Raw genomic sequence first — 25,648 nt, 5'->3', positions numbered from 1 at the left:
TTTCCATTGATGAAAAAGAACCAAAAAATCTAGTCTTTCGAAATCTTCACTCGAAAATTATCATCCTCAAAACTAAATGAAAAGAACTCGCTATCGCTCAAACAGCTTTTCATTTTTAACGTTTCTTACGGTGTAATTTTCGGCTTGCTTTCTAAGGACGTTTTATTATCGTAATAGCGAGGAGATAGGACGAAGCAATCTGTTTATCGGTTACTGTCACTTCGAATATATGTGTGAGGTCTTAAAGTTATGGGTAACTCCTATTCATGAGATTACGTCACTTCACTACGTTTCGTTCGTAATGACGTTATTGTTGGTTTCCGTCATTGCGAGGAACGAAGCAATCTTTTTCTCGATAACCATCACTTCGAATGGATATTTTGTTTCGTTTTGTATCAAGACAACATGAAAGTATATGTTTATGAGTAACTATTATTCATGAGGTTCAGCGGAGCTAAATCTTAAGGTTATGAGTAGTTCACATTCATAAGATTACGTCACTTAACTACATTTTATTCGTAATGACATTATGTAATGTTAGGTAGAAGAATATAGAAGTACTATTTTAAGGTTAGTTCTCTATGCTCAATTCCCCACTTAACCATAACATCTAGGGTAGTATGTAATCGCATTCCAGATTCTGTTAATTCATATTCAACAGTAACAGGATTAGTATCGTAAATAGTACGTTTAATGATTCCGTTAGCTTCCAAATCTTTTAATTCTTTAGATAGCATTCTTGGAGAAATTTTACCAATGTTTCGTTGTAGTTCTTTAAAGCGCATTTTTCCGTATAACAAGCTACCAATAATAGATAGTTTCCACTTTCCGCTTATTACATTTAAAGTATCTCTTAATGCTAATACATATTGAACAGAGCATCTTTTTAGCTCTTCTATTTGAACAATTGTTTCCATGTTTATTGGGTTGGTATACTTTTGTATACTGGTATACTAAAGTATAGTAGTTACTTTTGTATAGCAAATATACATACTTTTGTGATATAAAAAACAAGTAAAAATAAAAGAATGAAACACTTAGTAATTGTAACACACCCAAATATTGAGGAGTCAAACGTAAATAAGTCCTGGATAGATGAGTTGCAACAGCACGATGATAAAGTAAGAATTCATCAACTATATAAAGAATATCCAGATTTAAATATTGATGTAGCAAAAGAGCAAGAGTTGTTATTGAATCATGATAGTATCGTTATTCAATTTCCGTTGCATTGGTTTAACACTCCTTTTTTATTAAAAAAATGGATGGATGAGGTACTAACATATGGTTGGGCTTTTGGTCCAGGAGGAGATAAATTAAAAGGGAAAAAGTTTCGTCTATCCGTATCAACAGGGGGTACAGAGCAAACCTATAATAGTTTTGTATCTTTAGAAGACTTATTAAAATCGGTAACTGTTTCGTTTGAGTTTTGTGGAACAGAAGTTTTACCATCGCATGTGTTTTATGGAGCAAATGACAACCCAAAGCATGAAGATATTAAAGTAAACTCAAAACAATACGCAGATTTAATCTTAAATTAATTAAAACCTATATAACAATGAAAAATTTTAAAAATCCTTTAGTGTTAGTATTAATAGCATTTGCTACACTATCGTTTACCACTATTATAAAAGAAGTAAAGAAAGTAAATACCAAAGAGAGTAAAGTGGTATGGAAAGGTTATAAAGTAACTGGCTCTCATGAAGGAACAGTTAGTTTACAATCAGGAGACTTACACTTTGATGAAGACAAATTAGTAGGAGGGGAGTTTGTAATAGATATGACATCTATTGCGGTAACAGATTTATCAGGAGATTACCAAAAGAAATTAGAAGGACATTTAAAATCAGACGATTTTTTTGGTATAAATAATCATCCAACAGCAAAATTGGTTTTTACCAAGGTGAAAGCTAAAGGAAAGAACTCATACAAAGTAACAGCAGATTTGACTGTTAAGAATAAAACTAACCCTGTAGCTTTTGAAATTTCTGTGTATGGAGGAAAAGCAACAGCTTCATTAAAAATTGATAGAACAAAGTATAATGTAAAATATGGTTCTACTAGCTTTTTTGATGGTTTAAAAGATAAAGCAATTTACGACGAGTTTGATTTGGTAGTTGATTTGGTTTTTTAAAACCCAACTAAGATTGTATGCATGCCTCAAACATTGGTTTGGGGTATGTTTTTAAAATAGAGTTAAACAAGAATCCCTTATGAAACGAACAACGTTTTTACAGTTATTAGGGTTAGCATCAGTAAATTTGAGTATGGGAACATTAAGCGGTTTAAAAAGGTTATCAGATAGTTTACCAGCTTCTCAAACAATGCCAGTATTGTTCTTGGGACATGGGAGTCCTATGAATGCTATTGAGGAAAACGAGTTTACGAGAGGTTTTCAAAATATTTCAAAGACACTACCAAAACCCAAGGCTATTATTTGTGTTTCGGCACACTGGTTTACTAAAGGAACAAAAGTAACTGCGATGGAAATGCCTAAGACAATTCACGATTTTGGAGGTTTCCCACAAGAATTATTTGAACAACAATATCCTGCTAATGGAAGTCCTGAATTAGCTAAAGAAACAAAACAATTATTGCATCCTAATTTTGTAGAGCTAGATGAACATTGGGGATTAGATCATGGTGCTTGGACTGTATTAAAGCATTTATTTCCGAAGGCTGATGTGCCTGTAATTCAATTGAGTATTGATTATACAAAAGATGCCAATTATCATTTTGAATTGGCTAAACAACTAACTTCTTTAAGGCAAAAAGGCGTATTAATTATTGGAAGCGGAAATATTGTTCATAACCTAAGATTAGTTGATTGGAAGAATTTTGATAAGGATGATTATGGATATGATTGGGCTATTGAAACAAGAGAAACGGTTAATAAACATTTGCTAGAAGGGAATTTTAAACCATTGATAGACTATACAAAACAGTCAAAAGCATTTCAGTTAGCAATTCCAACACCAGACCATTATTTACCGTTAATTTACAGTTTAGGACTACAGCAAAAAAATGAAAAAATTCAGCTTTTTAATGACAAGTTATTAGCGGGCTCTTTAAGTATGACTTCCTTAAAAATAGGGTAATAAAAAAAGTCTGTATAGATGAGGCCTACACAGACTTTTAATAAAGTAAAGAGGGTTAAGATTTTTGTTTTATAGCGTTAATCGTTGTCTTAACTACAAACCAACAGAAACACACAATACCAAGAGAGAATACAATATCTCCTATCATTCGCATCCATTTTAAGGTTTGCACTGTAGGGTTGTATAATAATTCAGGGTTCCTAGCAAAAGAATATCCTTTGGTAATTGAAGTATATGCCTGAATGATACCTACTGGAAGTAAGCTTAAGACGACCATTAAAACCAATCCGCCATTTAAAAACCAAAACGCATTTTTTACGAGTTTTTCGTTCCAAGAAATATTTGAATATAAACGTAAGCAAATTAAGATGAAGCCCATACCTAACATTCCATATACTCCAAATAGTGCAGTATGTGCGTGTACAGCAGTTGTGTTTAATCCTTGGATGTAGTACAATGCAATAGGAGGGTTGATTAAGAACCCGAATACACCAGCACCTACCATGTTCCAAAAGGCAACTGCAATAAAGAAGAAAATAGGCCATTTATAACGTTGAATCCAAGCATTCTTTTTCAATAAATTCCAGTTTTCTCTAATTTCAAATCCCATTAAGGTTAATGGTACCACTTCTAAGGCACTAAATGTAGCTCCTAAAGCAATAGCTTGTACAGGTGTTCCTGAATAATACAAATGGTGTAAGGTTCCAATAATACCTCCTGCCAAGAAAATAGTTGCTGAAGCGATAGCTGTTTTTCCTGCTGTTTTGGTTGAAATAATTTTCATACGAGAGAAAATATAGGCGATAATTACCGTAGCAAATACCTCAAAGAATCCTTCTACCCATAGATGTACGAGCCACCATCTCCAATAATTAATTACAGGTAATGAACTGTTTTCTCCATACATTAATCCAGAGAAAAAGAACATACCAATAGCAACTACAGCTATTAATAGGATAGAAAGTAAATGTTTTGAGTCGTCTTTTTTGCGGATACCATAGAGCACGTGTCTACCAACCATAATTACCCATAAAATTAAACCAATACCTAAGAATATTTGCCAGAATCTACCTAAATCCATGTATTCGTATCCTTGGTGACCAAAGAAGAAGTTGGTGGTTAAGTCTAAAAATTGGTGTACACCTAACCATTCACCTAACATAGAGCCCAAAACAATAATTAATAAGGCGATAAACAAGAAATTGATACCAAAAACTTGGTACTTCATTTCTTTACCGCTAATAATTGGAGCTAAGAATAATCCTGTTGCTAACCATGTAGCGGCAATCCAAAATACAGCAAGTTGTGTATGCCAGGTTCTAGAGATTGAATACGGAAGGTATTCAGATAAGTTAAAACCAAAGAATGCTTGACCTTCTACTGTATAGTGTACAGTAACAATACCCAGAACAACTTGTAATACAATCAAGAGTGAAATGACTAAAAAGTACTTTAATACCGCTTTTTGAGATTTGAATAATTTTAAGTCTAATAAAGGATCATTGTTTGGGTTTGTTACTGCTTCTCCTTTTTCATGATTTCTGATGTAGTAATAGGTTAACACACCTATAAACAGTAGTAATAAAATTATTGAGAAGCCTGACCACAGTTGTGAATCGGGAGTAATTGTATTATTAATTAATGGTTCGTGAGGCCAGTTTGAAGTATAGGTATATTCTTGATCTGGTCTTTCTGTACTGGCAGCCCAAGAAGTCCAAAATAAAAAGGCATTAAGCTTAGCTAGTTTTTCAGTATCTGTTAATGCTCCTTCTGGAATGGCATATTTTTCATGACCTTTTGAAAAGATATTTGCATAGTACGCAGCGTTCGCTTCAATGGCTTCTTTTCGTTCTTTTGAAATTGTTATTGATTGGTCTTTTTCATTAAACGTATTGGTTCTAATATCTTTTACCAGTCGAGCTTTTAAAGCTGCTTTGTTTTCTTCATCTAAAGCATCATAATTAATATTAAAATCTTTTTTAGCCCAATAGTCTAATAAATAAACAGCTTCTTTATGAATCCAATCGGCGGTCCAGTCAGGAGCTACATAACTTCCGTGCCCCCAAATAGAACCCACTTCCATTCCTCCAATAGACTCCCAAACATTTTGTCCATCTTGTATGTCTTTTTTTGTATATATAGTTTCATTACTTCCGTTAACTTTTACTGTTTCAGGTATAGGGGGTTGGGTTTGATAAATTTCTGTACCTACCCATATTAATGCAATAAATGATAATACCACTACTGCAATAAATCCAGTCCAAATTTTTCTCATTATTAATTATTTAATTTAATTGATTTTCTAATTTGATTGCTTTTTTAAATAGAATATTGTTTTCTAAATGAATGTGTTTGTGTAAGTCTTCTTCAAACTCTTGTAGCATAGCTAAAGCAACTTTGTAAGTGTTACAGGCATCTTCTGGTGAAGTATAATTGTTAGTTAGTTTTGCAATTGTTCTAAATCTACTACCTTCATTATCATGTTCAGTATGCATCATGTTTATAGGGTTTTCTACCGTACCAAAGGGAGGAGGAGTAAGGGGAGTTTTTGAGTTACTTGCCTCAACTAACTTTTTTATAAAAGGGAATAAAATAAGTTCCTCTTTTTTCATATGTGTAGTAAGTTCTCCGGCACTTTCTTTAAAGAGTTGCAAAACCTCGTGTAGCTCAGGGTGATTGTTACCATGTACTTTAGCTATTTTAGTTAAATACTCTAAAATTTCAGGAATTTGTTTTTCTACATAGGTATGATGATTTTGATAGATGTAATCACACAAAAAATCTAACGACCAGTTTTGATAATCGTTAGTAGATTTTGAGCCTCTATCAATTCGGATGAGTTTATTGATTAATGTATCTGGAACAATATTTTTCTTTGTTGAAACTTCTTGAATAGTTCTGTTACCATTACAACAAAAATCAATTCCATATAGTTTAAAAATTGTAGCTGTTTTATAGTTGTTTGCAACTATATCTGCCACTGTTGTGTTGTTATTTATTTCCATTTTGTTTCTGTTTATTGTATATAAATTATAAAAAGACCTTTTTATCTTTTATTGTTGTAAATTTTTTTATTCCCGTTTTAACCAGAAAGTATTTCTTTTATCTTGTGTGTATAATACATCGTGGAGTGTATTTTCTTCTAACATTTTTCTCAAATTATCTCTAATTTCTACAAACTTAAAGTGGAGAGGGCAGGGAGAGCTATCATCGCATTGCTTTAAACCCAATCCGCAACCTGTATAAATACTATCGCCATCTAATACACGAACCACATCGCTTAAACGGATTTTTTTAAGGTCGGCTTTGTTAATTACAAACCCACCATAAGGTCCTTTAATAGAGTCGATAATATTATTTTTCGTTAAAATTTGTAATATTTTTCCTGTAAAAGCTTCTGGAGAATCAATAGCAGCAGCGATGGCTTTAACACCAACTTTATTATCTAAGCTAGATTGCTCTGCAACAAAAATAGTTGCTCTTAAACCGTATTCACAAGATTTTGAAAACATATAAAAATAATATGCTACAAAGATATTAGTTTTCTTTAAAAAAGACACTAGAGTCTTTTATTTTTTTATAAAAAAAGCACCATTAAAAAATGATGCTTTTGAATTTTGTTTTGTGTTTAGTTTTTTCGGTGCCAATAAGCTGTTCTACCAAAGGCAGCAAAACCTATATAACCTCTAATTTTTAACTTGTTGTTATTTTCAAGTTTAATATAACACTTGTATTCTTTTCCGTTTTTTGGATCTAAAATTTTTCCGCCACTCCATTCGTCACCATCTTTTTTTAATCCTGTTAAAATATTCATACCTAAAATAGGGTTGTTTTTACGCTTTCCGCTACATTTATCACAAACAGCTTCTTGACGGTTCTTGTCAGTAATTTCTACAATTTTGGCGTATGCCTTTCCGTCTTTTTTATATACTTCAATCACAGAATCAACCTTATTGGTTTCTTCATCTCGGTTTTCCCATTTTCCGAAAATAGTTTGTGCGCTCATAGATAAGCTAACGGTTGTGAATAATAAAGCAAAAAGTATTTTTTTCATAATTTAAAAGTTTTAATAGTATATCGTTTTCAAAAAGTATTCCAATTAATCGTATTGTGCGTCAAAGTTGCTATCCCACTTTCCTTGCACACGTAATACTTGTTCTATAATATCACGAGCACAACCGTTACCACCAGTTTTATCAGAAATGTATTTTGAAATTTGTTGTATTTCACGAGCCGCATCGTTAGGGCAAGATGGCATACCTACAAGTTTCATCACGGGGTAATCAGGAATATCATCTCCCATATACACTACATTTTCAGGATTCAGTTTGTATTTTTCAACCAATTCATTAAACTGTTGAATTTTATCGTGAGCACCTAAATAAATATCGGTAATACCTAAACCTTCTAAACGTGTTCGTACACCTTCGTTTTTTCCACCAGAGATAATACAAACCCTGTAACCAGCTTTTACAGCAGATTTTAAGGCATATCCATCTTTAATATTCATTTGACGTACCAATTGTCCGTCAGGAAAAACGGTTACAATTCCGTTAGTTAATACTCCGTCTACATCAAAAATAAAAGTGTCTATTTGAGGTAAGTATTCTTTATAACTCTTTTCCATTTTGTTGGATTGATTTTGTAATAAGTTTATAAATTTCTTGTTGTTCGGCATTTAACAATGCTAAATGATCTTGAATAGTTTTTTGATCGTTTCTTTTAGCAGGACCTGTTTGTGCTGCATCAGGACTCAACTCGGTTATTTTTTGAGCTGTTTCTTGAATTAATGGTAGTAATACTTCAAAAGGAACTTGGTGTTCGTTGCAAATATCAGCACCAATTTTATACATGTGATTGGTAAAATTGTTTACAAAAACGGCAGCCACGTGTAATCGTTTACGTTGTTCTGAGTTAATACGGTATATCTTTTTTCCAATAGTTTTAGCAAGCGTTTCCAATAATTGTAAATCTTCTTCATTTTCAGCTTCTAAACAAAATGGAATTTTATTGAAGTCAACCTTTTTGTCTTTAGAAAAGCTTTGTAATAAGTAAAAAATACCTTTACGTCCAGTGTTTTGTAACGACTGCATAGCTACACTACCAGAAGTGTGTACCACCAAGCCATTTTTTTGTTCAATTTTACGAGAAACATCACCAATAGCATCATCAGAAACAGCAATGATATATACATCAGCTTTTGTTAAAAGCTCTATGCTATTTGTAATAGAAGTAACCTCTTTTAAATGCTCAACTTGCTCTATATTTCTAGCATATACTTGAACCAACGATACTTCGTTTGTTTTACTAAAAGCATTGGCTAAATGTGTAGCTACATTACCGCCTCCTATAATGGTAACTTTAATCATAGCACGAAGATATTGAAATTAATTAAAAATATTTTCGCATATTTGCTCCATTATGATTGTATGAGTCGTCTAAAATAGAAGTGTTGCCTGAGCAACAAATAGTTATGTCTTACTCTTTTTAAGACAATTTTATGTATTTATAAAACTTTATAATGACTGATAACAATCAAACATCAAAACAAACCATATTTTCACTTTTTAAAGATGCTGTTTTAGGAAGACAGCAAGATTTTACGACAGGAAGTATTCGTAAAGCTATTTTTTTATTAGCAATTCCGATGATTTTAGAAATGCTAATGGAATCTATTTTTGCTCTGGTAGATATTATTTATGTGTCGAGAGTAAGTGTAAACGCAGTAGCTACTGTAGGATTAACTGAATCGGTACTAACCTTAGTATACGCAGTAGCGATAGGGTTAAGTATGGCGGCAACTGCTTTAGTGGCCAGAAGAACAGGAGAAAAAGATTCAGAAGGAGCAAACCAAACAGCAGTACAAGTTATTTTTTTAGGAGTATTTATTTCAATTCTTATTAGTGTTGTTGGAATTTTATATCCGAAAGAAATATTAGGATTAATGGGAGGTGAGCCAGACTTAATAGCTGAAGGCTTTGGGTATACCCAAGTATTGTTAGGAGGAAACATTACTGTAATGCTACTCTTTTTAATCAATGCAATTTTTAGAGGAGCAGGAAATGCATCTATTGCAATGTGGACGTTGATCTTGTCGAATGGATTAAATATTATTCTCGACCCTATTTTTATCTTCGGTTTAGGTCCTGTACCGGCATACGGAGTAGAAGGGGCAGCTATAGCAACGACAATTGGTAGAGGTACGGCAGTAGTAACTCAATTAGCAGTTTTATTTTTTGGAGCAGGTAAAGTTAAATTGGCTATTAAAGATTTAGTAGTGAGAGTTTCTGTAATGATAAACTTAATTAAAGTGTCATTAGGTGGAATAGGACAATTTATTATCGGAACTTCAAGCTGGGTATTTTTAATGCGAATTATGTCTGAATTTGGAAGTGAAGTACTTGCTGGATATACAATTGCTATTCGAATAATGATGTTTACCTTAATGCCTGCTTGGGGAATGAGTAATGCTGCAGCAACATTAGTAGGTCAAAACTTAGGAGCTGAACAACCAGAAAGGGCTGAGAAATCTGTTTGGATAACTAGTAAGTACTGTGCAATTTTTATGGGAGCAGTCTCATTGATTTATATAGTTTTTGCTCCAACCTTTTTAGGATGGTTTTCTGAAAATACTGAAGTTGTTGAAAATGGAGCATTGTGTTTGCAAATAATGGCAGCAGGATATATAGCTTATGCCTACGGAATGGTGGTAATTCAATCTTTTAATGGTTCAGGAGATACAAAAACACCAACCTATATCAATTTTGTATGTTTTTGGCTATTTCAATTACCATTTGCATACCTAATGGCAATTACATTAGATTTTGGCCCTATTGGAGTCTTTTTAGCAATAACATTAGCAGAAATTTTAATAGCTGTTGTAGGTATTTGGTTGTTTAAAAAAGGAAAATGGAAATCTGTTAAGGTATAAGGTAGTTTTTGTAACTTAGCTATTAAAGTTCTGTAAAGAAATCTAAAGTCTAAGATTTTAAAACCTCTTATAACTATGAATACTAAACCTAAATTAGGCATTAATACTATATGTATGCATGTTGGCGAAATAAAAGATGAACAATTTAAAGGAGCTATTTCACCAATTTATATGTCAACCTCTTATCAATTTGATAATGTTGACGTAAAAAGATACCCACGTTATTTCAATACGCCTAATCAGGAAGCTTTGTCTAAAAAGATAGCGGCTTTAGAAAAAACAGAAGCAGGTTTGCTATTTGGTTCAGGTATGGCTGCTATTAGTACTTCGTTATTAGCATTTTTACAAAAAGGAGATCATGTAGTGTTACAAGAAACCTTGTATGGAGGAACCTATAATTTTGTAGTAGAAGAGTTTGACAAATTCGGAATAGAATATTCGTTTACGGATAGTTTAGCTATTGAAGACTTTGAAAAAGAAATTCAGCATAATACGCGTGTGATTTTTATTGAAACTCCATCCAACCCTTTATTAAAAGTGGTGGATATACAGGCTGTTGCTAATTTGGCAAAGGAACATGGTATTGTAACAATGATAGATAATACATTTGCCTCTCCAATTAATCAAACACCAGTTGATTTTGGAATTGATATTATGATACATTCTGCGACTAAATATATGGGAGGTCATTCAGATATTTTGGCAGGAGCAGTAGCTGCTTCAGAAGAACATATACAACGAATATGGAATTTAGCAAAGAACCTAGGAGGGAGTTTAAGTGATTTTACAGTGTGGTTGTTAGAACGTAGTTTAAAAACGATGAATTTACGCGTAAAGCGCCAAAGTAAAAATGCTCTAAAAATGGCAAAATATTTAGAGAAGCATGAACACATAGCTAAGGTGTACTACCCAGGGTTAAAATCGCATACAGATTATGAGTTAGCTAAATCTCAAATGAAGTATTTTGGAGGCATGTTGTCTTTTGAGTTACAAGAAGAAATTAATGCGATGGATTTTCAACGTAATTTAGCATTAATAAAACCGTCTATGAGTTTAGCAGGAGTTGAAAGTACTATGCTGAGTCCCACACAAACGTCACATGCATTACTTTCGCCTGAAGAAAGAGCAAAGCAAGGAATAAAAGATGGACTTATTCGTTTTTCGATAGGAATAGAAGAAACAAAAGATTTAATTAAAGATATAGAACAAGCATTACAAAAAACAATACAATAAATGAAACTAGATATATTAGCTTTTGGAGCACATCCAGATGATGTAGAATTAGGATGTGCAGCTACCATAGCCAAAGAAATTTCACAAGGAAAAAGAGTAGGGATAGTTGATTTAACTCGTGGAGAACTAGGAACAAGAGGGTCTGCTGAATTACGTGATGAAGAAGCTGCAATTGCAGGCGAAATTTTAGGAGTTTCAATACGTGAAAACTTAGGTTTTGCAGATGGCTTTTTTAAAAATGATAAAGAACATCAACTAGAAATCATAAAAATGATACGTAAGTATCAGCCAGAAATAGTATTGTGTAATGCTATAGACGATCGCCACATTGATCACCCTAAAGGAAGTCAGTTAGTGTCAGATGCTTGCTTTTTAAGCGGTTTGCTTAAAATAGCAACAGAGTTAGAAGGAGTTCAGCAAGAAAAGTGGAGGCCAAAACAAGTATACCATTACATACAATGGAAAAACATTGAACCTGATTTTGTAGTAGATGTTACTGGATTCATGGATAAAAAGATAAGCTCAGTTATGGCGTATTCATCACAGTTTTTTGATCCGAAAAGCAATGAGCCAGAAACGCCTATAACCAGCAAAAATTTTACTGATAGTATAGAATATAGAGCAAGAGACTTAGGAAGATTAATAGGAGTTGGTTTTGCAGAGGGCTTTACATCAGAACGTTACGTGGCAGTGGAAAATTTAAGTAAATTAATTTAAAAAAAAGTTTTGCCAAAATACTAAAAGCTTGTATATTTGCACCCGCAAGTTACATGGTGATTGTAGCTCAGCTGGTTAGAGCGCCGGATTGTGGTTCCGGAGGTCGCCGGTTCGAACCCGGTCTTTCACCCAAAACCTTCTCAAAACGAGAAGGTTTTTTTGTGTTTTAAAATTAGTATTGAATAAAAAAAAAGCTTCTCAGTTATTTTTGAGAAGCTTTTCTGTTTTCTAGCCATTGTTCATATTTGTCTTTGTGCTTAAAACGTTTATGTGTCCATAAATAACACTCTGGCTGTTCTTTTATGTTTCTTTCGGTTATTTCTAGGTATTTATCGGTAATCTGATAGTTTTCAAAATCTTTTGGTGAATCTGTAATTAATTCAAATTCAGTTTCAAAATAACCTCTTTTTATTTTTTTAACAGTGTAATTAATTACAGTAAAATCATATCTTTTAGCAAGTATTTCAGCTCCAGTATGTATTGGGACTTTAATACCAAAGAACTCAGTCCAGTAGTGAGTTTTATGTACCTGAGGAGATTGATCACTCAATAGAATATAGGCGCCTTGTATTTTTTTAAGATAGTTCTTATGAATTCCTTTTATAGTTTCTGAAGTTTTGAAACCTTCAATTCCAAATTTAGTTCTTGAATTTTTCACAGCCTTTTCAAAATACTTATTTGTAAGCCTAGTGTAAGCTCCGAAAACTTGTGTATCTAAAACTAGAGGAAGACTAAAAGACCATTCCCAGTTAGCTTGATGGGCTCCTAGTAGGATAATACTTTTACCTTCTTTGGTGAGGTTGTTTACGAGTTCAGGGTTTTTATACTTGTAGCGTTTTAGTACTTCTTTTTCACTAATTGTAAAAGCTTTAATACTTTCAAAAATTAAGTCAACAAAGTGTTTATAGAATTTTCTTGCAATTTTTTTTATTTCCTTGTCGCTTTTATCAGGAAAAGCCATTTTTAGGTTTTCTACAACCACCTTTTTACGGTAGCCAACAAGACCAAAAACAATAAATCGGAAAAAATCAGAAATTATATACAATAATCTCATGGGTAAAATTGATAATATCCATATTAGCGGATAGACAATTATAAATATGAGTAGTTTCATTGAGTTTTAATTTTAGGCAAATATCGTATTAATTAATGAATGATTTACTTTATTAACTTTTGTTTATGTTTGTGGGTATATACAAAATTATGAGTCAAATTATTATTATACTAATTGTAGCTAATGTATTAGTGTCTCTTAAAGGGTTTAGTGATGCTGCTTTTTTTGATCGCTATAAATTTCAGGTTCAAAAAATATTAGGAGGAGAGAAAGTAAGAATGTTAACTTCTGGTTTTTTACATGTAGATTGGTTGCACTTAGGGTTTAATATGTATGCTTTGTATTTGTTTGGAAAAGTGGTTGATTCAAGTTTTGGGACATTAAATTTTGTTTTAATTTATTTTGTGAGTTTGATAGCTGGAAGTATGTATTCGTTGTATCAACACAAAAGAGTACCTTATTATAGTGCAGTTGGAGCATCGGGAGCAGTGTCTGGTGTAATATTTTCTTCTATAATGTTGTACCCAGGTATGGAGTTGATTATGCTGCCGATTCCAATACCAATTCCTGGTTATGTATTTGGTGTTGGGTATTTGTTGTATTCTATTTACGGAATGAAAAATCAGGTTGGAAATGTAGGTCATTCAGCACATTTAGGTGGAGCGATAGGAGGGTATTTAATAACGTTATTGTTGAGACCAAGTGTAATAACGAATCACACGATAATGATTGGTGTAATGGCATTAATTATTGCTGGGTTGTTTTTCTTTGGAGATAAACTAAAGTTTAATAAATAAAAAAACCGAAACTAATGTTTCGGTTTTTTTGAGCGAGAGACCAGGTTCGAACTGGCGACATTCAGCTTGGAAGGCTGACGCTCTACCAACTGAGCTACTCTCGCATTGGTAAAGTTTTCGCAATTACTTGCTATGTTTTAATTAGAGCGGGAGACCAGGTTCGAACTGGCGACATTCAGCTTGGAAGGCTGACGCTCTACCAACTGAGCTACTCCCGCGGTAAAGACTTTTGTAATTTCTTACAATTATGTAAAAATTAGAGCGGGAGACCAGGTTCGAACTGGCGACATTCAGCTTGGAAGGCTGACGCTCTACCAACTGAGCTACTCCCGCAGTAAAGCGGTTGCAAATATAAGACTGTTTCTAATATCTACAAATATATTTTTAAAAAAAATAACAAAAACTATTTCTTTAATAGGTAGTTTTCAGAAAGTGAATAAGATAGGTTTTTAAAAGATTTTAGAAAAGGTAAGAGTGTTTTATGACTGTAAATGTAAATTCTATTATTCTATAATAAAAAAGAACATTAAAAATAAGTTTTATTATATCTGTATAGTATACGAAATTCTAGTATTAAGGATAAAAAAGAACCCACTCAAAAATATTGAGTGGGAAAATTGCTATGAAAAAGAACTTAAGACGTCTCTTAAGTACTGCAAAGGTACTTAGAATTTAATAAATAAAAGAGTAAAAAAAACGTAAAAAAGGTAAGGTTAAACCATAAAAACTTTTGAATTGTAACTTTCATCATTCTAATAAAAAGTACAGATTTTATGGTTAAAGTATTAATGAAGATAAAAAAAGCGGGAAAACCCGCTTAGTATTTTAAAATGGTTGAGGTTGGCATTGCGGTTCAGCACAACCAAACCAAATTCGAGAACAAGTATTGTCAGGTAATAAACATTGTGCTTTACCACCATTAATCGATTGTTGTTCTTTTTTGTTTAAACTAGTTCCTAAGTTTGAAATACTCTTTATCATAATAAAAGTTTTAAGTTTCTCAAAATTAGGTTGTTTAAAATATAATATTAGAAATAAAACCGTAAAAAAAGTAAGGTTTTATATTATTTGTTTTAGACTTTCTTTGAGCCTCCTAGAAAAAAGATTTTTCATCCCTTATAATTTTAAGAAAATGAAAACCATAGATTTCAAAACCTTCATTGTAGTAAAACTTATGAGATTTTCTATTGGCAGTATAGGTGTTTAATTCAACAGCTTCACAACCTTTAGCTTTGGTATAGTTATACACCCATTTAAAAAGTTTTTTGCCTATACTGTTGCCTCTGTATGCTTCGTCAATAATGACATGATCAGGCTCCACGCTTTTTCCAATATAGTGTCTCATACTGTACCAAAGTCCACAAATACCTATAAGTTTATTATCATCAAAAACACCAATACATTCATAGTTTTGATATTGAGCCATTTCTAAAACTCTAGTTTTTAAAACATCATGAGGTGTGGTAGTATTGGCTTTACGTAAAAGAGGAAGAATTGTAAGGATATCTTCTTTATTAATTAGGTTAAAACTTATCTTCATTCTGTATTTTTGGATTAAAGAAATTTAAGATGATAAAAATAAAAAATATATCAGCTCAAGATACCTATGAAATTCGATTAGCTGTTTTACGAAAAAATATTGATTTGCCTTATAAGTTTAAGGAAGATGAACTTGAAAATACGTTTCACTTAGGAGCTTTTTACAACAATAAATTGGTAGGTATAGCATCTTTTATGCAAAATAGAATAGATGTTGTTAATGGAGAACAATATCAATTAAGAGGAATGGCAACGTTACCAGAAGTAAGAGGGATGGGAGCAGGAAGATTATTAATAGAAGAAGCAAAAAGAATTTTAAAAGTTAAGGGAATTGATGTTTTATGGTGTAATGCAAGAAAAGAGGCAGTTGGGTTTTATAAAAGTTTAAATTTCGTAACAATAGGTGAGGAGTTCGGGGTGCAAAAAGTAGGACCTCATTTTAAAATGTATTATATTGTAAACTAGAGGTTTGTTTAGCGACCATTACTCAAAAATTAAAACACTTTAGTATGAAAACATTATTACAGTTAACTTTATGTTCGTTACTATCATTTAATATTTTTTCACAACAAAAAGAAGTAAAAATTATTCCTGAAAAATTAACAGAGAATATATATGTTTTAAAAGGACAAGGAGGTAATATTGGAATTTTTGTGGGAGAAAAAGGTGTATTTATGATTGACGATCAATTTGCTCCTTTAAGTAAAAAAATATTAGCAGCTATTAAAACAATTACGGATAACCCAATAACTTATTTAATTAATACACACTGGCATGGTGATCATACAGGAGGTAATGCTAATTTTCAAAAAGAAGGAGCAGTGATTGTATCTCATGAAAATGTACGTAAACGGATGAGTATTGATCAAGTTGTTAGAGGTAAGAAAAAGGTAGCGTCGCCAAAAGAAGCGTTACCAGTGATTACTTTTTCAGAAGATATACAGTTTTATATTAATGAAGAACCAATTTTGATTACCCATGTTCATAATGCACATACTGATGGAGATGCATTAGTGTATTTTGGAAATAGTAATGTATTGCACGTAGGAGATGCTTATTTTTAAGGAAGATTTCCGTACATAGATATAGATTCAGGAGGTACAATAGATGGATATATAAAAGGTGTTGAAAATATGATAATGATAGCAGATGATGATACTAAAATAATTCCTGGACATGGAAATGTATCATCAGAAAAAGAATTGAAGGTATATTTAAGTATGTTGAAAAACTTAAAAAGTACTATATCGTCAGAAATAAAAAAAGGAAGAAGCCTAGAAGAAGTAAAAAGTAATTCTTCAATAACAGAAAAATATAAAAGTTATAATGGTTGGATTACAGAAGAAAAAATAAAAGAAGCGATTTATAAAAGTTTGAAAATGAAGTAAAAATAAAAACCCAAATCTAATGATTTGGGTTTTGTAGCGAGGAGCAGATTTGAACTGCCGACCTCAGGGTTATGAATCCTGCGCTCTAACCAACTGAGCTACCTCGCCTGATTGCGGGTGCAAATATAATTACTTTTTGGTTTTAGGCAATAAACATTTAAATTTTTTTTTAAAAAATAATTATCTATATTGGCACTTAAACAAAAAAATAAATGAGCAAAGTTAAATTTGAATTAGAGTTTCCTATTCATGCATCTCCAAGCATGTTATATCAATATTTTGCAACACCAGCAGGTTTAGAAGAGTGGTTTGCTGATAGAGTAAATTCACGAGGAAAGATTATTACTTTTATGTGGGATGACTCTGAAGAAGAGGCAAAGATTATTACAAAAAAGGCAGATGAGCGTATTAAGTTTAAATGGACTGAAAGTGAAGGTGATGATAGTTATTTTGAATTTAAAATACAGGTAGATCCGTTAACAAAAGACGTTGCTGTAATTGTTACAGATTTTGCTGATGATGAAGATGATGCTGAAGAAGCAAAAATGCTTTGGCAAAACCAAATAGAAGAATTAAAACATACAATAGGAGCTTAACAAACAAGGAGAAAAGAACTAAAAGATAAACTCGACAATTTTGTCGAGTTTTTTTGTGGCTAATACTCACCTAAATTGTAAGTTTGCAATTAAAATTTTAAGAAATGGTAAACTTTAATGGAACTTTAATTTCTGATAGCGAAGTACAAATTTCAACAAAGAATAGAGCTTTTAAGTATGGCGATGCTATTTTTGAAACAATTAAAGTATTAAATGGTAAAGTTGTTTTTGTAGAAGACCATTATTTTAGGTTAATGGCATCAATGCGAATGCTTCGTATGAAAATACCAATGAAGTTTACTCTTGAATTTTTACAAGAGGAAATTCTTAAGGTAACTAAAGAGTTACCAGAATCTTCTACTTACAGAGTGCGATTAACTGTTTTTAGAAAAGACGGAGGTTTGTATGCGCCTGTTACAAACGAGATAGATTATATTATTGAAGGAACTCCTTTAGAAAATGTAGAAAAAGAGACCTATAGAATGGATGTTTTTAAAGATTTTTATAATTATTCAGGTTTGCTTTCAACAATAAAAACAACCAACAGAATGCTGAATACTTTAGCAGCTGTTTTTGCTGAAGAAAACGATTTAGATAACTGTATTTTACTAAATGAACGCAAAGGAGTTGTTGAGGCTATTAATGGAAATATTTTTATAGTAAAAGGAAATACAATAAAAACTCCAGCTTTAACAGAAGGATGTATTAAGGGAATTATCAGAAAAAAAGTAATTGAAATTATAGAAAAACACCCAGAATATACAATAGAAGAAACAACTATCTCCCCTTTTGAAATCCAAAAAGCAGACGAAGTTTTTATAACGAATGCAATTGTAGGAATTCAACCAGTTACTAATTATCGTAAAAAAGAATTTTCAACAGATATAACTCATAAAATAAAAAGTAGCCTAAAGCTTGCAATAGTTACTAGTTAGAACTAGTTCATTTGAATATCGCTAGGAGCGTTAGCCCAAATTTTATACTTACCACCTCGTTCCAATAACTTGTCTTTCCAAAAGCTTTGGTCATTGGTAGTTAAAATATTTTCGTAGTCATTCTCTGCTATAAACCAAGAGTTCATTAACAGTTCTTCTTCTAGTTGGTTTGTCCCCCAGCCAGAATAGCCTAAAAAGAAGCGAATATCACTAGCTTTTAACTGTTTATTGTTTAATAACTCTTTTAAAAGATCAAAATTTCCACCCCAGTAAATACCGTTTGCAACTTCAATACTGTTAGGAAGTAAATGTGGAACTTTATGGATAAAATATAAATTATCCTGTTCTACGGGTCCGCCCTGATATACTGTAAAATCACAGTCTATCTCAGGAACTAAATCGCTGAGTACATGGTTTAAAGGTCTGTTTAAAATAAAACCTACCGAACTTTTTTCATTATGTTCAGTAAGTAAAACAATAGTTCGTTTAAAAGAACTATCATTTAAAATTGCTGGTTCAGCAATTAATAACCTACCTTTTTCCGGTTTAAATGCAACCATAATTTTTTTAGTTTATAAACACTAAGATAAATAAAATATTAATAAAACTTTAACAAAAGTGTTAAAAAACCAGAGGAAATAGGGAAAAAACTGTGGTTACATTTTTTCTAAAACGTTAATAACTTCATTTTTTTTACGAACTGAAACAGGAACCGTTGTTTTGTTTTTTAAAACTAAGTATCCTCCATCAGATTTTATGAATTCTTTAATAAATTGAATATTAATAAGATGGCTTTGGTGTACCCGTAAGAAATCATATTCCTTTAACATGTCAGCAAAGTGTTTTAAAGTTTTTCCAACCAATATTTTTTGACCATCATTCATAAAAAACTCCGTGTAATTATTATCGGATTGACAACGAACAATATCATCTAAATTTACCACCATTATCTTGTCAGAAGTGTTTAAAGATATCTTTTTAGGACGTTGATTTGGTTTTGTAATAGATTGTTGTAGTACTGTTAATTGCTCTTTATCGGGTTTAATTTGATCTTTAGCCTTATTAATAGCATTTGCTAAATCTTCATTAGAATATGGTTTTAGCACATAATCAATAGCAGCAAATTTAAAAGCTTTAATAGCATACTCGTCGCTTGCTGTAACAAAAATAATTTTTGAAGATAGATTTGGGTGAATTTCTAAAACATCGAAACCTGTACCATCTCCTAACATAATATCTAAAAATAAAATATCTGGTTGTTGTTTTCGTAAAGCTTTTGATGCTTCAACCACACTTTTAGCAGTGCCAATGATTTCAATTTCAGGATGAAATTGAGTAAGATCGTTTTTTAGCATTTCCAATGCTGTAGGCATATCATCTACTAAAATTGCAGAAAGTTTTTTCATGTTTTAAAAATCAGTTTTTAAAGGAATTTTAAATAGTACTTTAGTTCCTGTTACTTTGCCTTTTTCGCGTATTTCACTAATAGAAAAAGTACTTTTGTTTGATAAATTTTGAATTCGCTCTTGTGTAACTTTTAATGCTACTGATTTATGTGAGCTTGTTTTTTTGAGTTCTTTTGATTGATGAATTCCTATACCATTGTCTACTATTTCACAATGTAAAAGGTTGCTTTTTATAGAAAAATTAATCATAATTTTTCCATTTTCAACAGATGAGATTCCATGTTTTATACTGTTTTCAACAAAAGGCTGTATGAGCATTGGTGGAATTAAAATTTCTTCAGAATCTATGGTAAGATTTGTAGTTATAGAATATTCAAATGTATTAGAGTTTATCTGTTGTTCTAATTCAATATAGTTTTTAAGCGTAGTAATTTCTTCAGCTAAGCTAATTTCTTCTTGTCTAGAGTTATGTAAAACACCACGTAAAAGTGTAGCAAACTTATTAATGGTAGTATTTAATTCAGCTGACTTCCCTGAGTTTCCTAAAGCTTTAATCCCGTTTAAAACATTAAAAATAAAATGCGGATTCATTTGTAGCTGCAAGGCTTTTTGTTCTAAAGAAATCAAATGGTTCTCTAACTCTAATTTTGCAACTTTTGCTTTGTTTTTAGCCTGAATTCTTCGAATGTAAGACCAAATAATAAGTGCTAAAATTAAACAGACTAATCCAACAACAGACCAAATGAACCAATTTTTCTTATAGATAGGTGTATCGATAAAAAAATTAAACTCAATAGGAGTGCTTTCTGTTTTTCCTATTCTTGATTGAGCAGAAAAGGTATAGTTTCCTGGCGATAAATAAGCCAAATCAATAGCACTTTTAGTACTCCAAGGGCTTTTTTTGCCATTAAGAGTGTAGCGATATTCTAAATTATTTGAGTTATTAATGTCAATTGTTTTATAATAAAAAGAAATATGGTTTTTATCAGCAGGTAACTGTAAAGTTTTGTTGTAGTTATTTATGTTGATACTATCTAATGGAGTAAAAACAACTTCAATACTTTCAAAAGAAATGGTTGGCTTTTTTTGTATGATTTTATCACTCTTAATAAAGTAAACCCCTTTATCTTTTGTAGAAATCCATGTGTTATTTTTATCGTCTTGAAAAACACTGGTGATTTTATTAGTTGTTAAGGTATTGTATTTATTAATGCTTTTAACAAAATTAAAATTAGCATCGAGTACTTCAATACCTTCACTTTCTGAAACAATCCAAAATTGATTATTAATTTTTTTTATCTCGGTTACATTTTGTGCTGAGATGGTTTGTGTTTCTATTTCATTATCCTTAATAAATTTAATGCCATTATTATAGGTGGTTGCAATGATTGTTTTTCCATTAATTAAAATGGAAGTGTAATTGTTTACATCAATTCTTTTTAAAATTTCAGGATTGATAAGCTTGTCTAGTTTCCATAAAGATTTATTTGTGGCTATCCAGTAAAACTTTCCATCAAATAACATATCATTTATCTGATTTAGGTCAATTTGAAAGTTGGTACGAAGAGGAGAGAGGTAATCTTCACGAACTCTAAAAATTCCTTTGTCAGTGCCTAAAAAAGTATGGTTTTTAGCGGTTAGAATACAGTTAACATTGTTACGTTCTAAATTAGTGAATCCGCGATGGCTTTTTATACTTAAACCTTTATCAGTACCAATAAAAACAGTATTTCCTTTTGTAGCAATGGTATTAATGTTGTTTGATAGAAGCCCGTTTTTAGTAGTAAAAGTCGTAAACTTATTTCCGTTGAACCGAATTAATCCGTTATTAGAAGCAAGCCATATATAGCCAGTTTCGTCTTGAGAACCATTATTTATATGTAAACTAGGTAATCCGTTATTTTTAGTATAAGTTTTTAAAGGTTGATTTTGAGCAGAAACATTTATGAATCCATAAAAAAAACAGCAGAGTAATAAAAAAACAAAGTTTTGTATTGAGTATTTTTTAATACTCAATACAAAACTGTTTCTCATAGCTGTTTTTGTAGTATAGTGTTGCATTTTCATCATAACAAAAATACTTAAATAAAACGTCATTACGAAAGGGGAATGGTTGAAGCAATTACTTTTATTATGAGGTTCTCCTAAGTTTGTAATGACGTTTGTTCAACAATTATTAGTTATTTCATAGCGTATAAACGTTTATTATTGGTATCTGGTTTAACATGTTCTAATTCTCCGTATGGTTTAGTTAAAGGTTTTAAAACACATAGAGCAGAAGCTTTACCTTTTATAATTAACTGACTGTTTTTTACAGTGTAGGTCCATCTAAATTTTTCTACAGGAATATTTGTTTTTTCTACCTCTTTCATTAATGCTTCCTCACTGGCAATAAAATCCATAATTTCTTCTTGCATTACAAATTGAGGAATTTCATTATCAGAGTTATGGTAATCCAATTCCAGATTTACAGGAATAGTATACTGAATTGTATACGGTTCTCCCACATAACGTTCTTTTTCATTATTTAAAGCATCGTACCAAGAAATTTCTTTTTCTTCTGGATATTTTTTAGCAATTTCTTTTGATAAATCTACTTTACCAGGTGAATTTGCTGTTGGGTAAAACACATAGTATGGTTGTGCTAAATAATGATTAGAAAACTCACCTCCAAAAACATTGTAGTAAGGTGAAGCAACTACTTGTGGAATTTTTTCTTCAGTTATAAAAGCACTTTTTAATGTGTTTACTAAATCAGTGTTTTCAGCCAATTGATTGCTATGAAAAATAATTCTAGTATCATCTGTAATTGCTTCACTTTTTACTGAAGGTAATGAGCCTCTATTTATTGTTTTTTGCAAAGTTTCAGCAGTTACTTTATCTCCTTTAATTACTGTTTCTAAATTCATTGCTTTGAACGGATTGTTGTTGTTTACAATATGAACTTCTCCGTAAGGGTTTTCAGTAGCATTGTTGTTCATCCAAGAAATAATTTCTTCTACTGAATATTTACCGTTTATTATTTCATAGTTTTTTTCTTTGAAATATACTCTGGCACTATCGTAAAAATGACTGTTTCTTTTGTCGTTTCCTGTAATAAACACCACAGGTTTTCTGTATTTCACAGCTGGTTTTTCAATAGTTTCCTCAATGGTAGCAATGTTTCCCTGTTCTTGGTTTTTGTTGTCACTCTTTGTGTTATCACAATTTGAAAATACTCCGATTAGTAGTAGTAATCCCATTACTGTACCTACTTTTAAAATGTTTTGTTTCATAGTTTTTTGTTTTAAGGTTATTATAGTTACTGTTATTGTTGTAAAATGATGGTTACATCCTTCCCTAAATTCATACTAGATGATAGTTTATTTAAAATGTTAGGAAGGTTTCGGTCGTTAATCCACTGACCGTTTTCTTGTTTTTCAACAGAAGCGATTAATCCGCTTGTGTTTATTTGTAATTTTAAGCTAGTGTATTTTTCCAAATACATTTTTAATACTGATGAATAATTGTTGTTTGACCACATAATTGTTGTTTTTATATGATCAAAATTACCACAGATGTACAGGCAAATTTGGAGTAAATTAGAATTCGTAGTGGATAAATTAGAATTCGTTGTTTTGTCTTCGGATTTTAATATTTAGCCGTCAGAGAAAAGTATATAGGGTAAAAGAGAAAGGTGGTTTGAGTGAAACAGATCTATCTAACAATTTATTAATCAAAGAACATTTATATCTTAATTCCTTTGTAATAATAAGGTGGTTCTTTTATCTTATTAATAACAATCTGTTTTAATTTGATTATTCTTTTTGAAGTGATTTAAAGAAGTATTTAGTCTTTTTGAAGTGATTTGTTCTAATGCATTCTCAACACCTTTTAGCATTTTAATAGAGCCACAAATCATTATAGTTCCACCATTTTGCAGAACAGAAGAAACAGTAGTTTCTTTCTTTAATAACAAGTCCTGAACATATTCTTTATGTTGCTCTTGAGAGTATGCAATATGAATATCGTTTTGTTCTATGTTTTTTAACAAAGGAGTATATATTTTTAATGATTCTTTAGTTCTTCCTCCCCAGAATAAATGCGCTTTTGTGCCATTTTTATGTTGTAACATTCCTAAAAATGGAGCGATACCTGTTCCATTAGCAATTAAGATTACTTCTTTGTTCTTTTTTGGAAAATAGAAATCTTTATTTTGTTTGATATTTGCTTGAAGCGGTTCGTTTTCTTCTAATTGATAAAGTAGATTAGAGCACACACCGAGTTCATGTTTTTTTATGCTTAGTATAATGTCGTTATCTATTTTTCCGACAGAATATAAACGTTCAATATTATCTTTTTTGGGAGTAATAGCGAGTAAATCACCTGAGTTAAAGCGTAGCTTTTTGGTTGGTTGTAAACGAACTAAAAAAGAATCGTCGTTGTTTAATTCAGTTTTAGAAACAGTTGTAAAAGCTTGTTGTTTTTTAGGCTTTTTAATCTCTTGTATCAATTCAAAATTAATTTCAGTTTTTTTACTCCATGAATGTCCCCAAGTTTTAAAATCTTGAAAAGACTGGTTGTTAATTTTATAAACAGGTAAAAGAGGTGTAAACGCTGGAAGTTGTTGTAGTTTGTTGTTTATATCAATAGCAAATTGACAAAAATGAGGATATGCTCTAGAGCCAAAACCAACTATTGAATAGCTTATTGGATTTGTAGTAGTTGTTTGCTGAACAAGTTGTATAAATTTAGTAGCATTAGAAGGGGCTTCACCTTCTCCGTAAGTTGAGGTTAATATGATTAGATGTTTTGCACTTTTATAAGAAGTGTAATTGTTTAAGATGTCAATGAAAACAGTTTTCCCGTTTTTAATTAAAGCATTTAGTAAAGAAGAAGCAAAAGGGTAGGTGTTGTTTGTTTCTGAACCTATTAAAATGATAATTTCAGCCTTGTCTTTACTAGTTTTATTTTTAGGCAGTGAACTTTTCTGTGTTCTTTTTAAGGTCATTGCAAACCCTGAATAGATAAAAAACAGGATAGATATTGAAGAAAGTAACAATACTATTGACCAAATGATTGTTCCATTTCCTGTGTGTAATAACAAGCTCCAGTTTAAAAGCATACTTGTTAACGAAAGATTCTCTTTACTGATTATGTTCCCTGTATATTGGTGAATTAGTACTTCACTATCATTAAGTTTCATAAAAAAGTAATCTTCTTCATCTTCAGAAAAAGGGAATTCTACACTTTTTACTTCGTTTAGAGAGGTGTTTTTAAATGTAGGGAAATCAGCAACTGCTATTTTTTTGTTAGAAGAAGCTGAAGAAAAATTATAAGAGTGATTAATTTTTTCTTTAGGTAAAACTGAAAATCTATCTAGCGATAAATACACCCCCGTTAGCGTGATGATGATGATAGGAATAAGTGTATACCTACCAATTATAATATGATAATACTGTTCAAAATTTTCTTTTACAATTTTAGAAAAAAGTTGTTTGAATCCACCTTGTCGTTTAGCAATTAGTACGAGTCCAGTTACCGCAATTAAACAAAGTAAAAATGAAATAAAGCCAACGATAAATCTTCCTGTAGATTTTAAAAATAAAGATCTGTGTAAGCTAGTAGCAAACTGAAAAATAGGTTTCTTTTTTTCAATACTACCTAATTTTTCTCCTGTAGTTGGATTTACATAAAATGTGTCACTTTTTCCTTCTTTGGTAACTACCGAAGCTGTTACAAAATCATTCTCATCAATAGTGATAGAAATTATTTCGTCGTATTGTTTTTGTAGTTCAGAAATTGTTTGAGCAAGTGTAATTTCTTCAGTATTAGAAATACTGTAGTCTGAAAGCTGTTTTGAAATAGGTTCAAAAGATAAAACAATACCTGTAACGGCAGCAACGAGTACGAAAAGGAAAGAAGATATAGCCAAAGTTAAGTGGCTATATCTCCATATAGAAGTGGTCATTTTT

Annotated in this window: 28 protein-coding genes and 5 tRNA genes; 13 read left to right on the top strand and 20 right to left on the bottom strand. The window is 31.4% G+C overall.

Annotation, left to right across the window (positions count from 1 at the left end; all coding sequences use genetic code 11):
- Positions 1-560 precede the first annotated feature (560 nt).
- The gene (locus tag VCM48_RS05455) at positions 561-917 is read right to left on the bottom strand and encodes a winged helix-turn-helix transcriptional regulator (protein WP_482271912.1); all 357 of its coding nucleotides are present in this window, start codon (positions 915-917) and stop codon (positions 561-563) included.
- Between the two features lie 111 nt (positions 918-1,028).
- Between VCM48_RS05455 and VCM48_RS05450 the strand changes: the two genes are divergently transcribed.
- The 3 genes from VCM48_RS05450 (at position 1,029) to ygiD (ending at position 3,098) form a co-directional block, all read left to right on the top strand.
- A complete protein-coding gene (locus VCM48_RS05450) occupies positions 1,029-1,541 on the top strand; it encodes an NAD(P)H-dependent oxidoreductase (protein ID WP_274640223.1) in 513 nt (170 codons plus the stop codon).
- Positions 1,542-1,558: 17 nt separating this feature from the next.
- Positions 1,559-2,134, top strand: coding sequence for a YceI family protein (locus tag VCM48_RS05445; RefSeq protein WP_482271911.1), 576 nt, complete (start codon positions 1,559-1,561; stop codon positions 2,132-2,134).
- 133 nt (positions 2,135-2,267) lie between these two features.
- A complete protein-coding gene (gene ygiD, locus VCM48_RS05440) occupies positions 2,268-3,098 on the top strand; it encodes a 4,5-DOPA-extradiol-dioxygenase (RefSeq protein WP_482272211.1) in 831 nt (276 codons plus the stop codon).
- 55 nt (positions 3,099-3,153) lie between these two features.
- Here ygiD and VCM48_RS05435 read toward each other — a convergent pair whose 3' ends face one another.
- The 6 genes from VCM48_RS05435 to VCM48_RS05410 all read right to left on the bottom strand — a co-directional run bounded on the left by VCM48_RS05435 (position 3,154) and on the right by VCM48_RS05410 (position 8,467).
- Entirely contained in the window at positions 3,154-5,373 is a 2,220-nt protein-coding gene (locus VCM48_RS05435) for a nitric-oxide reductase large subunit (protein ID WP_482271910.1), read from the bottom strand.
- 10 nt (positions 5,374-5,383) lie between these two features.
- A complete protein-coding gene (gene ric, locus VCM48_RS05430; RefSeq protein ID WP_482271909.1) occupies positions 5,384-6,103 on the bottom strand; it encodes an iron-sulfur cluster repair di-iron protein in 720 nt (239 codons plus the stop codon).
- A gap of 66 nt (positions 6,104-6,169) precedes the next feature.
- Positions 6,170-6,610, bottom strand: coding sequence for an RrF2 family transcriptional regulator (locus VCM48_RS05425; RefSeq protein ID WP_482271908.1), 441 nt, complete (start codon positions 6,608-6,610; stop codon positions 6,170-6,172).
- A gap of 116 nt (positions 6,611-6,726) precedes the next feature.
- Positions 6,727-7,152, bottom strand: coding sequence for a DUF2147 domain-containing protein (locus tag VCM48_RS05420; RefSeq protein WP_273694813.1), 426 nt, complete (start codon positions 7,150-7,152; stop codon positions 6,727-6,729).
- A gap of 45 nt (positions 7,153-7,197) precedes the next feature.
- On the bottom strand, positions 7,198-7,725 hold the full coding sequence (locus tag VCM48_RS05415; RefSeq protein WP_099213868.1) for a KdsC family phosphatase: 528 nt from the start codon (positions 7,723-7,725) through the stop codon (positions 7,198-7,200).
- On the bottom strand, positions 7,709-8,467 hold the full coding sequence (locus VCM48_RS05410; protein WP_482271907.1) for a Rossmann-like and DUF2520 domain-containing protein: 759 nt from the start codon (positions 8,465-8,467) through the stop codon (positions 7,709-7,711). The genes VCM48_RS05415 and VCM48_RS05410 overlap by 17 nt, the downstream gene beginning before the upstream one ends.
- A gap of 152 nt (positions 8,468-8,619) precedes the next feature.
- On the opposite strand from VCM48_RS05410, the gene VCM48_RS05405 reads away from it, so the two are divergent.
- The 4 genes from VCM48_RS05405 to VCM48_RS05390 all read left to right on the top strand — a co-directional run bounded on the left by VCM48_RS05405 (position 8,620) and on the right by VCM48_RS05390 (position 12,110).
- Positions 8,620-10,029: an MATE family efflux transporter gene (locus VCM48_RS05405; protein WP_482271906.1), complete on the top strand. Its 1,410-nt coding sequence runs from the start codon at positions 8,620-8,622 to the stop codon at positions 10,027-10,029.
- Between the two features lie 75 nt (positions 10,030-10,104).
- Positions 10,105-11,262: a trans-sulfuration enzyme family protein gene (locus VCM48_RS05400; RefSeq protein ID WP_482271905.1), complete on the top strand. Its 1,158-nt coding sequence runs from the start codon at positions 10,105-10,107 to the stop codon at positions 11,260-11,262.
- Entirely contained in the window at positions 11,263-11,979 is a 717-nt protein-coding gene (gene bshB1, locus VCM48_RS05395) for a bacillithiol biosynthesis deacetylase BshB1 (protein ID WP_482271904.1), read from the top strand. It abuts the gene before it with no gap.
- Positions 11,980-12,034: 55 nt separating this feature from the next.
- Positions 12,035-12,110 (top strand) — tRNA-His (locus VCM48_RS05390).
- Between the two features lie 71 nt (positions 12,111-12,181).
- Here the strand turns inward: VCM48_RS05390 and VCM48_RS05385 are convergent.
- Positions 12,182-13,093 (bottom strand): lysophospholipid acyltransferase family protein, encoded by a 912-nt coding sequence (locus tag VCM48_RS05385; RefSeq protein ID WP_482271903.1) that lies wholly within the window; start codon positions 13,091-13,093, stop codon positions 12,182-12,184.
- 89 nt (positions 13,094-13,182) lie between these two features.
- On the opposite strand from VCM48_RS05385, the gene VCM48_RS05380 reads away from it, so the two are divergent.
- Positions 13,183-13,830 carry a rhomboid family intramembrane serine protease gene (locus tag VCM48_RS05380; RefSeq protein WP_099213862.1) on the top strand — a complete coding sequence of 216 codons (648 nt, stop codon included), beginning with the start codon at positions 13,183-13,185 and terminating at the stop codon, positions 13,828-13,830.
- 31 nt (positions 13,831-13,861) lie between these two features.
- Here VCM48_RS05380 and VCM48_RS05375 read toward each other — a convergent pair.
- The 5 genes from VCM48_RS05375 to VCM48_RS05355 form a co-directional block, all read right to left on the bottom strand.
- A tRNA-Gly gene (locus VCM48_RS05375) sits at positions 13,862-13,934 on the bottom strand.
- Between the two features lie 41 nt (positions 13,935-13,975).
- Positions 13,976-14,048: transfer RNA gene (locus VCM48_RS05370), tRNA-Gly, on the bottom strand.
- 42 nt (positions 14,049-14,090) lie between these two features.
- A tRNA-Gly gene (locus VCM48_RS05365) sits at positions 14,091-14,163 on the bottom strand.
- Between the two features lie 492 nt (positions 14,164-14,655).
- Complete coding sequence (locus tag VCM48_RS05360; protein ID WP_274640212.1) at positions 14,656-14,811, bottom strand: hypothetical protein; 156 nt, start codon at positions 14,809-14,811, stop codon at positions 14,656-14,658.
- Positions 14,812-14,923: 112 nt separating this feature from the next.
- Positions 14,924-15,370: a GNAT family N-acetyltransferase gene (locus tag VCM48_RS05355; RefSeq protein WP_482271902.1), complete on the bottom strand. Its 447-nt coding sequence runs from the start codon at positions 15,368-15,370 to the stop codon at positions 14,924-14,926.
- A gap of 29 nt (positions 15,371-15,399) precedes the next feature.
- Here VCM48_RS05355 and VCM48_RS05350 point away from each other — a divergent pair, with 29 nt between their 5' ends.
- From VCM48_RS05350 to VCM48_RS05340, 3 genes are all read left to right on the top strand, one after another.
- Positions 15,400-15,834: a GNAT family N-acetyltransferase gene (locus VCM48_RS05350; RefSeq protein WP_482271901.1), complete on the top strand. Its 435-nt coding sequence runs from the start codon at positions 15,400-15,402 to the stop codon at positions 15,832-15,834.
- A gap of 44 nt (positions 15,835-15,878) precedes the next feature.
- A complete protein-coding gene (locus tag VCM48_RS05345; protein ID WP_482271900.1) occupies positions 15,879-16,433 on the top strand; it encodes an MBL fold metallo-hydrolase in 555 nt (184 codons plus the stop codon).
- Between the two features lie 69 nt (positions 16,434-16,502).
- Positions 16,503-16,757, top strand: a complete 255-nt coding sequence (locus VCM48_RS05340; protein WP_482271899.1) for a hypothetical protein — start codon at positions 16,503-16,505, stop codon at positions 16,755-16,757.
- Positions 16,758-16,791: 34 nt separating this feature from the next.
- Here VCM48_RS05340 and VCM48_RS05335 read toward each other — a convergent pair.
- Positions 16,792-16,865 (bottom strand) — tRNA-Met (locus tag VCM48_RS05335).
- Positions 16,866-16,969: 104 nt separating this feature from the next.
- Between VCM48_RS05335 and VCM48_RS05330 the strand changes: the two genes are divergently transcribed.
- On the top strand, positions 16,970-17,353 hold the full coding sequence (locus VCM48_RS05330; protein ID WP_274640208.1) for an START-like domain-containing protein: 384 nt from the start codon (positions 16,970-16,972) through the stop codon (positions 17,351-17,353).
- A 104-nt stretch (positions 17,354-17,457) separates the two neighbouring features.
- Positions 17,458-18,288, top strand: a complete 831-nt coding sequence (locus VCM48_RS05325) for an aminotransferase class IV (RefSeq protein ID WP_482271898.1) — start codon at positions 17,458-17,460, stop codon at positions 18,286-18,288.
- Between the two features lie 2 nt (positions 18,289-18,290).
- On the opposite strand, the gene VCM48_RS05320 is transcribed toward VCM48_RS05325, so the two are convergent.
- The 6 genes from VCM48_RS05320 to VCM48_RS05295 all read right to left on the bottom strand — a co-directional run bounded on the left by VCM48_RS05320 (position 18,291) and on the right by VCM48_RS05295 (position 25,644).
- Positions 18,291-18,848: a YqgE/AlgH family protein gene (locus VCM48_RS05320; RefSeq protein ID WP_274640206.1), complete on the bottom strand. Its 558-nt coding sequence runs from the start codon at positions 18,846-18,848 to the stop codon at positions 18,291-18,293.
- A gap of 96 nt (positions 18,849-18,944) precedes the next feature.
- On the bottom strand, positions 18,945-19,694 hold the full coding sequence (locus VCM48_RS05315) for a LytR/AlgR family response regulator transcription factor (protein WP_482271897.1): 750 nt from the start codon (positions 19,692-19,694) through the stop codon (positions 18,945-18,947).
- Between the two features lie 3 nt (positions 19,695-19,697).
- The gene (locus tag VCM48_RS05310) at positions 19,698-21,764 is read right to left on the bottom strand and encodes a sensor histidine kinase (protein WP_482271896.1); all 2,067 of its coding nucleotides are present in this window, start codon (positions 21,762-21,764) and stop codon (positions 19,698-19,700) included.
- Positions 21,765-21,874: 110 nt separating this feature from the next.
- Complete coding sequence (locus VCM48_RS05305) at positions 21,875-22,969, bottom strand: hypothetical protein (RefSeq protein WP_482271895.1); 1,095 nt, start codon at positions 22,967-22,969, stop codon at positions 21,875-21,877.
- Positions 22,970-23,001: 32 nt separating this feature from the next.
- Complete coding sequence (locus VCM48_RS05300) at positions 23,002-23,217, bottom strand: hypothetical protein (protein WP_099213850.1); 216 nt, start codon at positions 23,215-23,217, stop codon at positions 23,002-23,004.
- Positions 23,218-23,466: 249 nt separating this feature from the next.
- The gene (locus tag VCM48_RS05295) at positions 23,467-25,644 is read right to left on the bottom strand and encodes a PepSY domain-containing protein (RefSeq protein WP_482271894.1); all 2,178 of its coding nucleotides are present in this window, start codon (positions 25,642-25,644) and stop codon (positions 23,467-23,469) included.
- Positions 25,645-25,648: the final 4 nt, after the last annotated feature.

It is taken from the genome of Tenacibaculum sp. DPLXC6 (genome assembly GCF_056815515.1).
Note: the sequence above shows the minus strand (reverse complement) of the source record. Positions and strands in the feature narration are given on the sequence as shown.

Excerpts from the sequence above, each read along its gene's own strand:
- VCM48_RS05455 (WP_482271912.1), bottom strand. The coding sequence starts at position 917 with ATGGAAACAATTGTTCAAATAGAAGAGCTAAAAAGATGCTCTGTTCAA.
- VCM48_RS05450 (WP_274640223.1), top strand. The coding sequence starts at position 1,029 with ATGAAACACTTAGTAATTGTAACACACCCAAATATTGAGGAGTCAAAC.
- VCM48_RS05445 (WP_482271911.1), top strand. The coding sequence starts at position 1,559 with ATGAAAAATTTTAAAAATCCTTTAGTGTTAGTATTAATAGCATTTGCT.
- ygiD (WP_482272211.1), top strand. The coding sequence starts at position 2,268 with ATGGGAACATTAAGCGGTTTAAAAAGGTTATCAGATAGTTTACCAGCT.
- VCM48_RS05435 (WP_482271910.1), bottom strand. The coding sequence starts at position 5,373 with ATGAGAAAAATTTGGACTGGATTTATTGCAGTAGTGGTATTATCATTT.
- ric (WP_482271909.1), bottom strand. The coding sequence starts at position 6,103 with ATGGAAATAAATAACAACACAACAGTGGCAGATATAGTTGCAAACAAC.
- VCM48_RS05425 (WP_482271908.1), bottom strand. The coding sequence starts at position 6,610 with ATGTTTTCAAAATCTTGTGAATACGGTTTAAGAGCAACTATTTTTGTT.
- VCM48_RS05420 (WP_273694813.1), bottom strand. The coding sequence starts at position 7,152 with ATGAAAAAAATACTTTTTGCTTTATTATTCACAACCGTTAGCTTATCT.
- VCM48_RS05415 (WP_099213868.1), bottom strand. The coding sequence starts at position 7,725 with ATGGAAAAGAGTTATAAAGAATACTTACCTCAAATAGACACTTTTATT.
- VCM48_RS05410 (WP_482271907.1), bottom strand. The coding sequence starts at position 8,467 with ATGATTAAAGTTACCATTATAGGAGGCGGTAATGTAGCTACACATTTA.
- VCM48_RS05405 (WP_482271906.1), top strand. The coding sequence starts at position 8,620 with ATGACTGATAACAATCAAACATCAAAACAAACCATATTTTCACTTTTT.
- VCM48_RS05400 (WP_482271905.1), top strand. The coding sequence starts at position 10,105 with ATGAATACTAAACCTAAATTAGGCATTAATACTATATGTATGCATGTT.
- bshB1 (WP_482271904.1), top strand. The coding sequence starts at position 11,263 with ATGAAACTAGATATATTAGCTTTTGGAGCACATCCAGATGATGTAGAA.
- VCM48_RS05385 (WP_482271903.1), bottom strand. The coding sequence starts at position 13,093 with ATGAAACTACTCATATTTATAATTGTCTATCCGCTAATATGGATATTA.
- VCM48_RS05380 (WP_099213862.1), top strand. The coding sequence starts at position 13,183 with ATGAGTCAAATTATTATTATACTAATTGTAGCTAATGTATTAGTGTCT.
- VCM48_RS05360 (WP_274640212.1), bottom strand. The coding sequence starts at position 14,811 with ATGATAAAGAGTATTTCAAACTTAGGAACTAGTTTAAACAAAAAAGAA.
- VCM48_RS05355 (WP_482271902.1), bottom strand. The coding sequence starts at position 15,370 with ATGAAGATAAGTTTTAACCTAATTAATAAAGAAGATATCCTTACAATT.
- VCM48_RS05350 (WP_482271901.1), top strand. The coding sequence starts at position 15,400 with ATGATAAAAATAAAAAATATATCAGCTCAAGATACCTATGAAATTCGA.
- VCM48_RS05345 (WP_482271900.1), top strand. The coding sequence starts at position 15,879 with ATGAAAACATTATTACAGTTAACTTTATGTTCGTTACTATCATTTAAT.
- VCM48_RS05340 (WP_482271899.1), top strand. The coding sequence starts at position 16,503 with ATGATAATGATAGCAGATGATGATACTAAAATAATTCCTGGACATGGA.
- VCM48_RS05330 (WP_274640208.1), top strand. The coding sequence starts at position 16,970 with ATGAGCAAAGTTAAATTTGAATTAGAGTTTCCTATTCATGCATCTCCA.
- VCM48_RS05325 (WP_482271898.1), top strand. The coding sequence starts at position 17,458 with ATGGTAAACTTTAATGGAACTTTAATTTCTGATAGCGAAGTACAAATT.
- VCM48_RS05320 (WP_274640206.1), bottom strand. The coding sequence starts at position 18,848 with ATGGTTGCATTTAAACCGGAAAAAGGTAGGTTATTAATTGCTGAACCA.
- VCM48_RS05315 (WP_482271897.1), bottom strand. The coding sequence starts at position 19,694 with ATGAAAAAACTTTCTGCAATTTTAGTAGATGATATGCCTACAGCATTG.
- VCM48_RS05310 (WP_482271896.1), bottom strand. The coding sequence starts at position 21,764 with ATGATGAAAATGCAACACTATACTACAAAAACAGCTATGAGAAACAGT.
- VCM48_RS05305 (WP_482271895.1), bottom strand. The coding sequence starts at position 22,969 with ATGAAACAAAACATTTTAAAAGTAGGTACAGTAATGGGATTACTACTA.
- VCM48_RS05300 (WP_099213850.1), bottom strand. The coding sequence starts at position 23,217 with ATGTGGTCAAACAACAATTATTCATCAGTATTAAAAATGTATTTGGAA.
- VCM48_RS05295 (WP_482271894.1), bottom strand. The coding sequence starts at position 25,644 with ATGACCACTTCTATATGGAGATATAGCCACTTAACTTTGGCTATATCT.